13 protein-coding genes are annotated in these 14397 nt (G+C 64.9%); 5 read left to right on the forward strand and 8 right to left on the reverse strand.

Annotated features, from left to right (window positions below; translation table 11 throughout):
• Positions 1-230: 230 nt before the first annotated feature.
• Positions 231-872 (reverse strand): CoA transferase subunit B, encoded by a 642-nt coding sequence (locus EVC45_RS37945; RefSeq protein ID WP_129963250.1) that lies wholly within the window; start codon positions 870-872, stop codon positions 231-233.
• A 2-nt stretch (positions 873-874) separates the two neighbouring features.
• Entirely contained in the window at positions 875-1579 is a 705-nt protein-coding gene (locus tag EVC45_RS37950; protein WP_129963251.1) for a CoA transferase subunit A, read from the reverse strand.
• Positions 1580-1798: 219 nt separating this feature from the next.
• On the opposite strand from EVC45_RS37950, the gene EVC45_RS37955 reads away from it, so the two are divergent.
• Positions 1799-2344: a LuxR C-terminal-related transcriptional regulator gene (locus EVC45_RS37955; RefSeq protein ID WP_018421157.1), complete on the forward strand. Its 546-nt coding sequence runs from the start codon at positions 1799-1801 to the stop codon at positions 2342-2344.
• Positions 2345-2448: 104 nt separating this feature from the next.
• Here EVC45_RS37955 and EVC45_RS37960 read toward each other — a convergent pair whose 3' ends face one another.
• Positions 2449-2880, reverse strand: a complete 432-nt coding sequence (locus EVC45_RS37960; protein ID WP_129963252.1) for a thioesterase family protein — start codon at positions 2878-2880, stop codon at positions 2449-2451.
• A 56-nt stretch (positions 2881-2936) separates the two neighbouring features.
• Positions 2937-3713 (reverse strand): SDR family oxidoreductase, encoded by a 777-nt coding sequence (locus tag EVC45_RS37965; RefSeq protein ID WP_129963253.1) that lies wholly within the window; start codon positions 3711-3713, stop codon positions 2937-2939.
• 188 nt (positions 3714-3901) lie between these two features.
• Between EVC45_RS37965 and EVC45_RS37970 the strand changes: the two genes are divergently transcribed.
• Positions 3902-5575: an electron transfer flavoprotein-ubiquinone oxidoreductase gene (locus tag EVC45_RS37970; protein WP_129963254.1), complete on the forward strand. Its 1674-nt coding sequence runs from the start codon at positions 3902-3904 to the stop codon at positions 5573-5575.
• A gap of 268 nt (positions 5576-5843) precedes the next feature.
• Here EVC45_RS37970 and aroC read toward each other — a convergent pair whose 3' ends face one another.
• The 3 genes from aroC to EVC45_RS37985 form a co-directional block, all read right to left on the reverse strand.
• Positions 5844-6944, reverse strand: coding sequence for a chorismate synthase (aroC, locus tag EVC45_RS37975; protein WP_129963255.1), 1101 nt, complete (start codon positions 6942-6944; stop codon positions 5844-5846).
• 163 nt (positions 6945-7107) lie between these two features.
• Positions 7108-9045 carry an MFS transporter gene (locus EVC45_RS37980; protein ID WP_129963256.1) on the reverse strand — a complete coding sequence of 646 codons (1938 nt, stop codon included), beginning with the start codon at positions 9043-9045 and terminating at the stop codon, positions 7108-7110.
• A gap of 336 nt (positions 9046-9381) precedes the next feature.
• Positions 9382-9849: a CBS domain-containing protein gene (locus EVC45_RS37985; RefSeq protein ID WP_129963257.1), complete on the reverse strand. Its 468-nt coding sequence runs from the start codon at positions 9847-9849 to the stop codon at positions 9382-9384.
• Between the two features lie 298 nt (positions 9850-10147).
• On the opposite strand from EVC45_RS37985, the gene EVC45_RS37990 reads away from it, so the two are divergent.
• From EVC45_RS37990 to EVC45_RS38000, 3 genes are all read left to right on the forward strand, one after another.
• Positions 10148-11545, forward strand: a complete 1398-nt coding sequence (locus tag EVC45_RS37990) for an O-acetylhomoserine aminocarboxypropyltransferase (protein WP_129963258.1) — start codon at positions 10148-10150, stop codon at positions 11543-11545.
• Positions 11542-12375, forward strand: a complete 834-nt coding sequence (locus tag EVC45_RS37995) for an alpha/beta fold hydrolase (protein ID WP_129963259.1) — start codon at positions 11542-11544, stop codon at positions 12373-12375. The genes EVC45_RS37990 and EVC45_RS37995 overlap by 4 nt, the downstream gene beginning before the upstream one ends.
• 223 nt (positions 12376-12598) lie before the next feature.
• Entirely contained in the window at positions 12599-12919 is a 321-nt protein-coding gene (locus tag EVC45_RS38000) for an Mpo1-like protein (protein ID WP_129963260.1), read from the forward strand.
• A gap of 42 nt (positions 12920-12961) precedes the next feature.
• Here the strand turns inward: EVC45_RS38000 and EVC45_RS38005 are convergent, their stop codons facing one another.
• Complete coding sequence (locus tag EVC45_RS38005) at positions 12962-14275, reverse strand: YihY family inner membrane protein (RefSeq protein ID WP_129963261.1); 1314 nt, start codon at positions 14273-14275, stop codon at positions 12962-12964.
• Positions 14276-14397 lie beyond the last annotated feature (122 nt).

The following is a 14397-nucleotide window of genomic DNA, read 5'->3' on the forward strand; positions in this document are numbered from 1 at the left end:
TCCGCTCGCGATTTACGCTCCACGCTTCCTCCCCACACCCGGTCGCCCTCGTGCAGTTGCGCTTCACTTCATTCGCTATGACCAGCTTATGGCGGGACTTACACCCGCAGGAGTACGCCCATGCTGGGCGCACAAACAGAACGGGCGAGACTCACGTCTCGCCCGTCCGGACAACACCGCAGCCGCCGCGCGGTCGCAACCGACCCGCGAGAGCCGCACTTCGAACCGCGTCAGCTCACCGCGCTCACATCGAGCGGCGCGCCGGTTTTCGCCGTGATTTCCTCGACGCTCACACCCGGCGCGAGTTCGGTCACTTTCAAGCCGTTTTCGGTCACTTCGATCACGCCGAGATCGGTGATGATCTCGTCGACCACACCCACGCCCGTCAGCGGCAGCGTGCATTCTTCGAGAATCTTGTGCTGATCGCCCTTCGCGACGTGCTCCATCAGCACGATCACGCGCTTGACGCCCGCCACCAGGTCCATCGCGCCGCCCATGCCCTTGATCATCTTGCCCGGGATCATCCAGTTCGCGAGATCGCCCTTCTTGCTGATCTGCATCGCGCCGAGAATCGCCAGATTGATGTGGCCGCCGCGAATCATCGCGAACGAATCCGCCGACGAGAAAATCGACGAACCCGGCAGCGTCGTTACTGTCTGCTTGCCGGCGTTGATCAGGTCGGCGTCGACTTCGTCTTCCAGCGGCGACGGGCCGATGCCGAGCAGGCCATTCTCCGACTGCAGCCACACTTCGACGCCCGCCGGCACGTGGTTCGCGACCAGCGTAGGCAGGCCGATGCCGAGGTTCACGTAAAAGCCGTCCTGCAGTTCCTTCGCCGCGCGCGCGGCCATTTCGTCACGAGTCCATGCCATGATCAGTCTCCTTTCGCGCGGACGACGCGTTGTTCGATGCGTTTTTCCGGATGCGCATTCAGCACGATGCGCTGCACGAAGATGCCAGGCGTGTGGATCGCGTCCGGATCGAGCTCGCCCACTTCGACGATCTCTTCGACTTCCGCGACGGTGATGCGGCCAGCCATCGCGCACATCGGATTGAAGTTGCGCGCGGTGCGGCGATAGATCAGGTTGCCGGACTTGTCGGCCTTCCATGCCTTGACGAGCGCGACGTCGGCGGTCAGCGAATGTTCGAGCACGTAGTGTTTATCGCCGAACTGGCGGGTTTCCTTGCCCTCGGCGATCTGCGTGCCGTAGCCGGTGTTCGTGAAAAACGCCGGGATGCCCGAGCCCCCCGCGCGCAGCTTCTCGGCAAGCGTGCCTTGCGGCGTGAATTCGAGCTCGAGTTCGCCGGCCAGGTACTGGCGCTCGAACTCCTTGTTCTCACCGACGTACGACGAGATCATCTTCCTGATCTGGCGCGTCTCGAGCAGCAGGCCGAGGCCGAAACCGTCGACGCCCGCGTTGTTGCTGATGCAGGTGATGCCCTGCACCTTCGTATCGCGCAGCGCCGCGATCAGCGCCTCGGGAATGCCGCACAAGCCGAAGCCCCCGACGGCGAACGTCTGGCCGTCCTTGACGATGTCCTTCAGCGCCTCGGCGGCGCCTGGATAGACCTTGTTCATCTGTTTGTCCCTTCCTCTATGGAAACCCGAAACCTGTACGCAGGCCGCCGGATCATTGCGGCTGATATCGCGGCTGGCGAACTTCACGTCGCCTCCCAATACCGCTACGTCATTCTAGTCATCCGCGGCATATGCCGCGTTGTCATCTGCCCGAAAGAGTACGCTGGGCCAGCCATGCGGCACAATACGCAAAAATACATAAGTACTTGCCGCCCGCCCATGCCCGCCCTGGATTACCGCACTGCGTTTCACCTCGCGCCGATCGGCCTCGTGCTGTCCCGCGAGCGGACGATCGAAGACTGCAACGACGAGCTCGCGTCGATTTTCGGCTACGCGCGCGACGCGCTGATCGGTCAGTCCTTTCAGGTGTTGTATCCGTCGGCGGATGAATTCGAGCGCATCGGCGCGCGCATCCCGCCGATCATGACCGCGCAAGGGAGCTACGCGGACGACCGCATCATGAAGCGCGCAAATGGCGAGCTGTTCTGGTGTCACGTGACGGGCCGCGCGCAGCAGCGCACCGACCCGCACGCAGCGGGCGTCTGGACCTTCGAGGATCTGAGCGCGACCCGGCGGGTCGCGGTGGAACTGACGCCGCGCGAGCGCGAAATCGCCGCGCAACTGGTGACGGGCAAGACCAGCAAGCAGATCGGCCGCGTGCTCGACATCAGCCCGCGCACGGTCGACGTCTACCGTGCGCGGCTCATGCGCAAATACGACACGGGCAATGCGACCGAGCTGTTGCAGCGGCTGCTCGGCGATTGACGGAGGATGCTCGGCGATTGACGGAGGAAATTTGAAGCGCGCGACGGCGTGGTCGAGCCGCGCGCTCAGGCCGGGTTGTCAGACGGCGCTGTCAGACGGCGCGGTCAGTCCGCCTTGACGAGCGCCGCGCTCTCGATGGCCGCGCGCAGTACGTCGGGCACCGGCACCGACTTGCCCGCCGCGTAGTCGATCCACACGCATCGCGCGGCGCCCCGTGCGTAGAGCGTATCCGGCTCATCGGCGCGAAGGAGCTCGAAAGCCGTATCGAAGCTGCTCCGCCCCGGCGTGGCCACCGACATCCGGCCGATCACGTCGCCCGGATAGTGGAGCTGCTTCAGAAACTCCATCGACGCATTGACGATCACCGGCCCCTGCCCGTCCGCGCGCTGGCCGAGAAAGTCCATGTGCTCGAACCAGGAAATCCGCACCTGCTCCATGTAGCGGAAATAAACCGTGTTGTTGACGTGACCGAAGGCGTCCATGTCGCCCCAGCGGATCGGCATCGTCATTTCGAAAACTGCGTGAAAATCGCTCATCCTGTACTTCCGTTCTTCCTTTTTCTGCCTGACTGTTGAAACCTGGGACGGCCCGCTCACGCGAGCCCGAAGCCGTCGTCGGCGGCGATCACAGAGCCGTTGATGAACTGCGATTCGTCCGCCGCGAGCAGCAGCAACAGCCCGTCGAGATCCTCCGGCTTGCCGACCCGATGACGCGGCAGCATCGCCACGAGTTTCTGCCCCTGGTCGGTCGACCAGTGGTGATGGTTGATCTCGGTGTCGATATAGCCGGGGCAGATCGCGTTCACGTTGATGCCGTGCTTGCCCCACTCGAGCGCCATCGCCTTTGTCATGTGGACGACCGCGGCCTTGCTCATCGAATACAGGCCGATTTGCGGCAGCACGCGCAAGCCCGCCATCGACGCGATGTTGATGATCCGGTACGACGGCTTCTGCGCGTTGTTGCCACGCATGATCATGCGCTTGGCGACTTCCTGCGCGACGAAAAACGCGCCGCGGGTATTCGTGTCGAACACGTATTCGAAGTCCGCCGGCGTGACCTCGGACAGCTTCTGCGTGGTCGACACGCCCGAGTTATTGACGAGGATGTCGATCGTGCCGGCCTCGGTCTCCGCGTGCGCGACCGCCGACTTGATGCTCTGGTAGTCGGTCACGTCGAGCGACACGACGTGCGCGGCGCCGCCGGACGCCTCGATTTCCGCGCGCAGCTCCTTGAGCCGCTCGGTTCGTCGGCTCGCCAGCACGACTTTCGCGCCCGCCTGCGACAGCACCACCGCGAAGCGCTTGCCCAACCCGCTCGAAGCGCCCGTGATCAGCGCGACCTTGCCTTCCAGATTGATCGAACGGCCCATTGTCTTTCCTTGTTCGGTTGTAGTGACAACTGCGGTTGACGGGGTTCGGTAGGACCGCGGCTAAGGGTCTATACCGTATCATGAAATAGTACGATCGTGCTAATCTGTGGCTTTTGGGTTGCGGCGCGGGAATCGATCGCCCACAATACGAACCCGAAAAAAGCATTCTAACGGTAAGAGGAGCATCAATGACCCCCGCAAGTCTCATTGAGCAGTACGGCCCGCGCGAGTCGATGGAGTACGACGTCGTCATCGTCGGCGGCGGCCCTGCGGGCCTGTCGGCGGCCATTCGTCTGAAGCTGCGCGCCGCCGAAAAAGGCGTCGAGCTGGGCGTGTGCGTACTCGAAAAAGGCTCTGAGATCGGGGCTCATATTCTGTCGGGCGCGGTGATGGATCCGCGCGCGCTGACCGAGCTGATTCCGGACTGGAAAGAAAAAGGCGCACCGCTGACGGTCGACGTGACCGAAGACCGCTTCCTGTTCCTGTCGGCAACGGGCGCGAAGAGCGTGCCGACCTGGGCGCTGCCGGACAATTTCAAGAACCACGGCAACTACGTGATCAGCCTCGCGAACGTGACGCGCTGGCTGGGTCAGCAGGCCGAGGCGCTCGGCGTCGAGATTTTCCCGGGCTTTCCGGCGGCCGAAGTGCTGTACAACGACGACGGCTCGGTCAAGGGTGTCGCCACCGGCAACCTCGGCATCGGCAAGGACGGCGAGCCGACCGAGAACTTCCAGCTCGGCATGGAGTTGCACGCGAAGTACACGCTGTTCTGCGAAGGCGCGCGCGGCCACCTCGGCCGTCAGCTGAACGAGAAGTTCAAGCTGCGCGACGGCGTCGATCCGCAGGTGTACGGGCTCGGTATCAAGGAGCTGTGGGAGATCGATCCCGCGAAGCACAAGCCGGGGCTGGTGATGCACACGGCCGGCTGGCCGCTGGAGAACGACACGTACGGCGGCTCGTTCCTCTATCACATGGACAACAACCAGGTCGTGGTCGGCTTCGTGGTCGGTCTCGGCTATTCGAATCCGTATCTGTCGCCGTTCGAGGAATTCCAGCGCTACAAGACGCATCCGGCGATTCGCGCGATCCTCGAAGGCGGCAAGCGCGTGTCGTACGGTGCGCGCGCGATCACCGCGGGCGGCCTGCTGTCGCTGCCGAAGCTGGTGTTCCCGGGCGGTGCGCTGGTCGGCGACGATGCGGGCTTCCTGAACGCGTCGCGCATCAAGGGTTCGCACGCCGCGATCAAGACCGGCATGCTCGCGGCCGATGCCGCATTCGACGCGGTGCAGACCGGCCGTCAGTCGGACGAACTGACCGCCTACCCGGATGCGTTCAAGACGTCGTGGCTCTACACCGAGCTGTATCGCGCGCGCAATTTCAAGCAGTGGATGAGCAAGGGGCTCTACCTCGGCACGCTGATGGTCGGTCTCGAGCAGAAGCTGCTCGGCGGCAACGTGCCTTGGACGTTGCATCATCAGCATTCCGATCATGAGATGCTGAAGCCGGCATCGCAGTGCAAGCCGATCACCTATCCGAAGCCGGACGGCAAACTCACGTTCGATCGGCTCTCCTCGGTGTTCATCTCGAACACGAATCACGAGGAAAATCAGCCGGCGCACCTGACGCTGAAAGATCCGACCGTGCCGGTCAACGTGAACTGGCAGACCTATGCGGGACCGGAGTCGCGCTATTGCCCGGCCGGCGTGTACGAGTTCGTGAAGAACGACGAAGGCAACGAGCGGCTCGTCATCAACGCGCAGAACTGCGTGCACTGCAAGACCTGCGATATCAAGGACCCGACGCAGAATATCGTGTGGGTGACGCCGGAAGGCGGTGGCGGTCCGAACTATCCGAATATGTGATTGGTGTGCTGTTTGCCTTCGCGGCGCATTGCGACAGCTTTGCGCTCCGAAGGTCAGCCTCGACGGTGCGTTCGCACTGTCGTTCCCGTTTTTCTACTCCCCTCTTTTTTGACGTCGCGTGCGTGATTGCGCACGCGATGCCACGCTACGCGCGGGCTGTGTGCCCACGCGGCGCAATCGCGGAAAAAAAGGAAGCGTTCAGGAAGCGCCGCTCATAAGCGGCGCGAGGTCGGCGAAAGTCGCGAGACTCTCGTCGTGCAAGCACAGGTTACGGCGCGCTCGCCGCGATCTTCGGCGTGGCGACGGCCACATCGCCGCATTGCGCGCGATGACGCAACGCGTGATCGATCAGCACGAGCGCAAGCATCGACTCGGCGATCGGCGTCGCACGAATGCCGACGCACGGGTCGTGCCGCCCGAAGGTTTCGACGACCACCGGCTGCCCCGCCTTGTCGATCGAACGGCGCGGCGTGCGAATGCTCGAGGTCGGCTTGATCGCGATCGACACCGTGATGTCCTGCCCCGTCGAAATACCGCCGAGCACACCGCCCGCGTGATTGCCGACGAAGCCCTCCGGCGTCAGCTCGTCGCCATGCACCGAGCCGCGTTGCGCGACGCTCGCGAAGCCCGCGCCGATCTCGACGCCCTTCACCGCGTTGATGCCCATCATCGCGTGCGCGATGTCGGCGTCGAGGCGGTCGAACAGCGGCTCGCCGAGGCCGACCGGCACACCGGAGGCGACCACGTTGATACGCGCGCCGATCGAATCGCCGTCCTTGCGCAGCGCGTCCATATACGCTTCGAGTTGCGGAACGATCTCCGCATTCGGCACGAAGAACGGGTTTTCGCGCGCCTGCGCCCAATCGACGAACGGCACGTCGATCTCGCCGAGCGCGGCCATATAGCCGCGAATCTCGGTGCCGAACTTCTCGCGCAGCCACTTCTTGGCGACCGCTCCCGCCGCCACCGTCGGCGCCGTCAGCCGTGCCGACGAGCGGCCGCCGCCGCGGTAGTCGCGAATGCCGTACTTATGCCAGTAGGTGTAGTCGGCGTGGCCGGGGCGGAAGGTCTCGGCGATATTGCCGTAGTCCTTGCTGCGCTGGTCGGTGTTGCGGATCAGGAGCGCGATCGGCGCGCCGGTGGTTTGACCTTCGAACACGCCCGACAGGATCTCGACCTTGTCCTCTTCCTGGCGCTGCGTCACGTGGCGCGACGTGCCCGGCTTGCGGCGATCGAGTTCGAACTGGATGTCGGCTTCGTTGAGCGCCATGCCCGGCGGGCAGCCGTCGATCACGCAGCCGATAGCGGGGCCGTGCGATTCGCCGAAGGTGGTGACAGTGAAAAGCGTACCGAGCGTGTTGCCGGACATGAGCGTCGTCCAAAGAAATACGGGGAGAACGCTATTATGCCAGTCCGCTCGCCTCCAGGCCGGGCCCGACGACGACGATGGCCGACCGGCCAGGACGCCCGCGGCCGCAATCGGGTGATAACGGGCGAACGCGCCACCACGGCGTTAGCGCACCGGCCCACGGCTATTTACGTGCGCCACGCAGCTCGGTCACGAGCTGCTGCAATTTCTCCGGCGTCGCGAGCGCCGGGTCGATCGGCTCGCCGACCGCGAGGCTCAGTCGGCTCATCACACCTTTGCTGATCGGCCGCGGCCAGTTCGCGTCCACCGCGCGCGAAAACACGCTGCCCCACAGCCCGCGCAGCGCCATCGGAATCACCGGCGCCGGCGTCCGCCTGACGATTTCGGCGACGCCATGGCGAAACGGATTCAGCTCGCCGGTGCGCGTCAGCTTGCCTTCGGGAAAAATACAGACGAGCTCGCCGTCCGCGAGCGCCTGCGCGCACAGATCGTACGCACGCGCGAGCAGCGCCGCGTCCTGATGCGCGGGCGCGATCGGAATCGCCTTCGCGTGCCGGAACAGCCAGCCGACGAACGGCGAGCGGAAGATCTGATGATCCATCAGGAAGCGGATCGGCCGCGGGCTTTCGGCCATGATGACGATCGCATCGACGAAACTGACGTGGTTGCATACGAGCACCGCCGCACCCTGCTCCGGAATTCGCTCCGCGTGCACGAGCCGGATCCGGTAAAACGTGTGCACGAGCAGCCACGCGACGAAGCGCAGCAGGAACTCGGGCACGAGCGAATAGATGTAGCCCGCGACGACCACGTTCAGCAGCGCGGTGACGAGGAAGATCGCCGGAATGCCGAAGCCTGCGGCGGTCAGGCCCATCGCCATCAGCGCCGACACGATCATGAACAGCGCATTGAGGATATTGTTCGCGGCGATGATGCGCGCGCGATGGCTCGGCTGACTGCGGCTCTGGATCAGCGCATACAGCGGCACGCTGTAAAAACCGCCGAACATCGCGAGCAGGAACAGATCGGCGAGCACGCGCCAATGCGCGAGCCGCCCGAGAAATTCGCCGACGCTCAGCAGATGCCCCGCCGGCGGCAGCGCGTGGCTCGCGAAAAAAAGATCGATCGCGAACACGCTCATGCCGATCGAGCCGAGCGGCACGAGCCCGACCTCGATGCGCCGCTTCGAGAGCCGTTCGCACAGCAGCGAGCCGGTGCCGATGCCGATCGAAAACGTGGCGAGCAGCACGGTCACGACGTCGGGATCGGCGGACAGCACGTCCTTCGCGAAGTTGAAAAACGACGCGAGGAACGTCGCGCCGACGAACCATAGCCACGAAATGCCGAGCAGGCTCAGAAACACCGTGCGGTTTTCGTGCGCGAGCTTCAGATTGCGCCACGTTTCGCTGACCGGATTCCAGTTGATGCGCAATTCCGGCTGCGGCGCGGGCGTGGCCGGCACGAAGCCCGACACGGCGCGCCCGATCAGCGCGATCGCGATACACGCGCAAGCGAGCACCACCGCGCCATGCTCGGCGAACCCCGCGCCCGCGCCGCCGACGATCGTGCCGATCAGGATCGCGACGAAGGTGCCCATCTCGACCATGCCGTTGCCGCCGACCAGTTCCGCCTTCGACAGATGCTGCGGCAGATACGAGTACTTGACCGGTCCGAATACGGTCGAATGCACCCCCATCAGGAACGTGCACAGGTACAGCAATGGCGCGCTATGCAGCCAGAATCCCGCGCCGCCGACCAGCATCACCGCGATCTCGAACGTCTTGACGAGACGCGTGAGCAACGCCTTGTCGTACTTGTCGGCGATCTGGCCGGAGGTGGCCGAAAACAGCACGAACGGCAAAATAAAAATCGCGGAGATCAGGAACGCCGCGGTTTTCGGATCGATGCCAGAAAACCGCGCCGCCTGATACGTGACGAGCGATGTGAAACCGATCTTGAACACGTTGTCGTTCATCGCACCCAGAAACTGGGTCCAGAAAAACGGCGCGAAACGGCGCTGACGGAGCAGGCGGAACTGGGATTCGTGCGCTTCGTGCGCGCGAGCGGCGCGGCGGGCGGCAGGCAAAGGACGATCGTTCATGAAGTCGGAAGAACGGCGCGGAAAAATGGCAATGATACGTAACGCGCGGCCGGCAAGCAGGCAGGTGCGACGCGCACGCGGGCCGGCCCGCGACACGCGGTGTTACCGCGGAGGGAGCTTTCAATCATTTCCGCGGCTAAGCCTCGCCCGGCGCGGTTCGCGATGGAGCGGGCAGAAACATCGCATCGCCCCGCGCGTTGGCGCTCCCGCGAACCTCCCCAGCCGGATCCAGGCTCCGGGGGCCGGACACAAAAAAAGCGCCCGCTTGCGCGCGCGCCCTGTCGGCGGATTCGCGCTCGCGGCGACGGCCGGAGCGCGACGTTCGAGCCACGCGCATCAGCGCGCCGGCTGCTGGTCCTGTCCTTCCTGTTCTTCCGGCCAGTCGCGGATATAGGCCTTCAGCATGCGGTTTTCGAACCCCTGCTCCTCGACCACCGCCTTCGCGACGTCGTAAAACGAGATCACGCCCATCAGCGTGCGGCTTTCCATCACGGGCAGATAGCGCACGTGATGCTCGAGCATCATGCGGCGAACTTCGTTGACGTCGGTTTCGGGCGTGCAGGTGAGCGGATGGTCGTCCATCACCTTGCGGATCGTCGAGGTGCCGACGCTGCCGCCGTTCTCTTTCAACGTCTGGATGATTTCGCGAAACGTCAGCATGCCGACGAGGTCGCCGTACTCCATCACGACGAGCGAGCCGATGTCGTGCTCGGCCATGGTATTGACGGCGTCATGCAGCGTGGTATCCGGCGTGACCGTAAAAAGGGTGTTGCCCTTGACTTTAAGAATGTCGCTGACTCGCATGATTTATCTCCTGATACCGCCAATCGTGCAATGCATGAAATGTTTTTTCGATCCTATCGGAAAGGCCCATAAAAGGAAAGCGACCCGCCGGCCAAGGCTCGGCGAGCTTTCGGGATGTCGAATTCATCTGACTTCCACATAGCGGGCACGCCCCGCTCCCGGCGCGAGCCGCACGAACCCACGTATCGACCCGGCGGCAAACCCGCGGGAAAACCGCGCTTGAAGCGGCGCGCACCAATGATAGGATGGCCGCCCCACCCTGATCTTTCGCGTGGCCCCTCACGGCCCGCCGCCCACGATGTCCGCCAACCGTTTCGACACGCTTGCGCTGCACGCCGGCGCAGCCCCCGACCCCGCCACCGGCGCGCGCGCGACGCCGATCTACCAGACCACGTCGTTTTCGTTCCGCGACACGGACCACGCCGCCGCGCTGTTCAACATGGAGCGCGCCGGCCACGTCTACTCACGCATCTCGAATCCGACCGTCGCCGTGTTCGAGGAGCGCGTCGCCGCGCTCGAAAACGGCGCCGGCGCGATCGGCACCGCGAGCGGCCAGGCCGCGCTGCACCTGGCGATCGCGACGCTGATGGGCGCCGGCTCGCACATCGTCGCGTCGAGCGCGCTGTACGGCGGCTCGCACAATCTGCTGCAGTACACGCTGCGGCGCTTCGGCATCGAGACGACGTTCGTGAAGCCCGGCGACCTCGGCGCGTGGCGCGCCGCGCTGCGCCCCAACACGCGCCTGCTATTCGGCGAAACGCTCGGCAATCCGGGCCTCGACGTGCTCGACATCGCCGCGCTCGCGCAGATCGCGCACGAGCACCGCGTGCCATTGCTGGTCGATTCGACCTTCACGACGCCCTACCTGCTGCGCCCGTTCGAGCATGGCGCCGACTTCGTCTACCACTCGGCGACCAAGTTTCTCGGCGGCCACGGCACGACGATCGGCGGCGTGCTGGTCGACGGCGGCACGTTCGACTTCGAGGCTTCCGGCCGCTTTCCCGAATTCACCGAGCCGTATGAGGGTTTCCACGGCATGGTGTTCGCCGAGGAAAGCACCGTCGCGCCGTTCCTGCTGCGTGCGCGGCGCGAAGGTTTGCGCGACTTCGGCGCGTGCCTGCATCCGCAAGCCGCGTGGCAACTGCTGCAAGGCATCGAGACGCTGCCGTTGCGCATGGAGCGACACGTCGCCAACACGCGGCGCGTGGTCGACTTTCTCGCCGGTCATGCGACGGTCGAATCGGTCGCCTATCCGGAGCTACCGACACATCCCGACCACGCGCTGGCCAAACGGCTGCTGCCGCGCGGCGCCGGCGCGGTGTTCAGCTTCAACCTGCGCGGCGACCGCGCGGCCGGGCGCGCCTTTATCGAAGCGCTCACGCTGTTCTCGCACCTCGCGAACGTCGGCGACGCGCGCTCGCTGGTGATCCATCCGGCGTCGACGACGCATTTCCGCATGGATGCCGCCGCGCTCGCCGCGGCCGGCATCACCGAAGGCACGATCCGTCTGTCGATCGGTCTTGAAGATCCGGATGACCTGATCGACGATCTCAAGCGCGCGCTGAAGGCCGCGCAAAAAGCCGCGCAACCGGCGTCCGGCGGTCGTCCCGCGACGCCGAACGGCATTACAGCACGGCAGACCGCCGCCGCCGTGCCCGCCGCCACCAGCACCCCCGCCCGCCCGGAGTCCGCATGATCGTCACCGTTCAAGGCAAACCGGCCTACGCGTACACCGGCGGCAAACCCTTCGACGCGAGCCTGCCGACGGCAGTATTCATTCATGGCGCCGAGCACGATCACAGCGTGTGGGCGCTGCAAAGCCGCTACTTCGCGCATCACGGCTTCGGCGTGCTCGCGGTCGATCTGCCGGGCCATCGCCGCAGCGCCGGCCCCGCGCTCGTCAGCATCGCCGCGCTGGCCAACTGGCTCGCCGCGCTGCTCGACGCCGCTGGCGTCGCGCGAGCGTTCGTCGCCGGTCACAGCATGGGCTCGCTGATCGCGCTCGACTTCGCCGGCCGCTATCCGCAGCGCGCCACGCATCTCGCGCTGCTCGCGACCGCGCTGCCGATGAGCGTCTCCGACGCGTTGCTCGACGCCGCGCTCAATCGCGAACCCGAGGCGATCGACATGGTGAACCAGTGGTCGCATTCGACGCTCGCCGCGAAACCCTCGTGCCCCGGTCCCGGCTTCTGGCTGCACGGCATGAACCAGCGGCTGATGGAGCACGTGTCCGCCAGCGGCGAACCGCATCTGTTCCACACCGACTTCACCGCCTGCCACACCTATGCGGATGGCCTCGCTCGCGCGGCGCAGGTGCGTTGCGCGACGCGCCTGATCGTGGGCCGGCGCGATGCGATGACGCCGCCGCGCGCGGCGAAGGCGCTTGCCGATGCGCTCGCGCAGGCGGGCGCGCCGGTCGATACCGTCACGCTCGATGCGGGCCACGCGCTGATGACCGAGCAACCCGACGCGACGCTCGATGCGCTGTTCAGTTTCGCTTTGCGGGCGGCTCACGAAGCGGGCTGAATGGGCGTGCGGTGGCGGCTCGTTGCGTCGCTCGGTGGTCCGCAGGCAGCCACCGGAAATGCTGTTGCGAATGGCCACCGAATCACCACCGAATCACCGCGGAATCGTCACAATACCCACGCCGAACCCACCGCACCATCTGCCGGATGGGCCAGGTTGCGTTAGGCAGGCGATCGCCGGAGAATGATTGAAAAGCCGTCTTTTTCAGCCTCCGGAGGCCGTCATGGCTCATACCGCGCATACCGATCACTTCGCGAGCTTCGCGGAGTTTTATCCGTATTACCTGAGCGAGCATCGCAACATCGCGTCGCGGCGGTTGCATTTCGTCGGCTCGCTCGGCGTGATTGGCTGCCTCGCGATGGCGCTCGCCACCGGCGACTGGCTATGGTTGCCGGCGGCCGTGGTGTGCGGCTATGGCTTCGCGTGGGTCGGCCATTTCTTCTTCGAAAAGAACAGGCCGGCCACCTTCCGCCATCCGTTTTACAGCCTGATGGGCGACTGGGTGATGTTCAAAGACATCTGCGTGGGGAAGATTTCGCTGTAGTTCGAGCGTTCTAGCGGGGCGGCTTCAGGTCGAGCCGCCCTGTCACGCCGCCTGCTGCGGCATCGAAGCCGCCGCGCGCTGCCCGTCTGCGAATCGCGCCGCCCGTGCCGCCGCGCGCGAGGCCAGCAGCGCGGCGAGCGTCACCTTCAGCTGGTCATTGTCGAGCGCGGCGAGCAGCATGCCACCGTCCACGCGCGTCGAATCCAGTTCGAGTTGATACGTCAGCTCCGCGCGGTCGATCACGAACAGGTCGTACAGCCGCTGCACGGTCACCTGCGCCGGGTTCGCGAGCAGCACGAAGTGCGGGCCGGTGTGGTCCTCCTCCAGCCGCGCGATCCACTCGATCTCCTCGAGACGTTGCAACAGCATCAGCGTCGTGTCCTTGTCGCGGCGAAGCATGCGCGCAAGCTCGGGCATCGTGTAACCGCGTCTGCCGCCCTCGCGCGCTTCGCACAAGCGGGCGAGCAATTCGAGCGAATCGAACAGATTGCTGCCATAGAACACGGGGCGGTGAAACTGACCGATGCGAATCGCCGGCAACGCCGATGCGATCATCGCGCCGGTCAGCGTGATGAACCAGCACAGGTACATCCACAGCAGGAACAGCGGCACCGCGGCGAACGCGCCGTACACCGCCGTATAGGTCGGAATACGGCGCACGTAATAGCCGAAACCGCGCTTGGCGAGCTCGAACGCGACCGCGGCGATCACGCCGCCGACCACCGCGTCGCGCCATTCGACGCGACAGTTCGGCAAATAAACGTAAAGGATCGTGAACGCGAGCATCGTGAACGGCAGCGTGGCGCTCGCGAGCGCCCATTCGATCAGCGGTGTGATGCGCTGCGCGGCGCTGAACGACATCGATTGCGTGAACAGATACGACGAGATCGATAGACTCACGCCGATCAGGATCGGACCGAGCGTGATGATCGCCCAGTAGACGAGAATGCGCTGCGCGACGGGCCGCGCCTTGCGCACGCGCCAGATCACGTTGAACGCGGACTCGACGGTCATCATCGTCATCACCGCGGTGACGAACAGGATGATCATGCCGATCGTGGTCAGCCCTTTGGCCTTCGACGCGAACTGGTTCAGATACTTGAAGATCTGATCGTTCAGTTGCGCGGGCATCAGGTGGTCGGCAAGAAAAAACTGCAGCGACGCCTGGAACGAGCTGAAGATCGGAAACGCGGTGAACAGCGCAAACGCGACGGTGGCGAGCGGCACGAGCGCGAGCATCGTGGTGAACGTCAGGCTGCCCGCGACCTGCGGAATCCGATCCTCGCCGATGCGTTGCGCGGCGAATTGCGCCAGCCGTTTGAGCGTGTCGAGATCGAAACGCACCCTAACCAACAAACCTGCCTCCTTGCGTGCTGAACCGTCAGACCGGGACTGCGGGAACCCCGCGCGGCGTCGGGCCGAACCTCCTGGCCGAACGGCTATCAGTGGCCTGTGCAACGGACCGAACCCCTATAATA

Source organism: Paraburkholderia sp. UYCP14C, assembly GCF_004197395.1.
Lineage (GTDB): Bacteria > Pseudomonadota > Gammaproteobacteria > Burkholderiales > Burkholderiaceae > Paraburkholderia.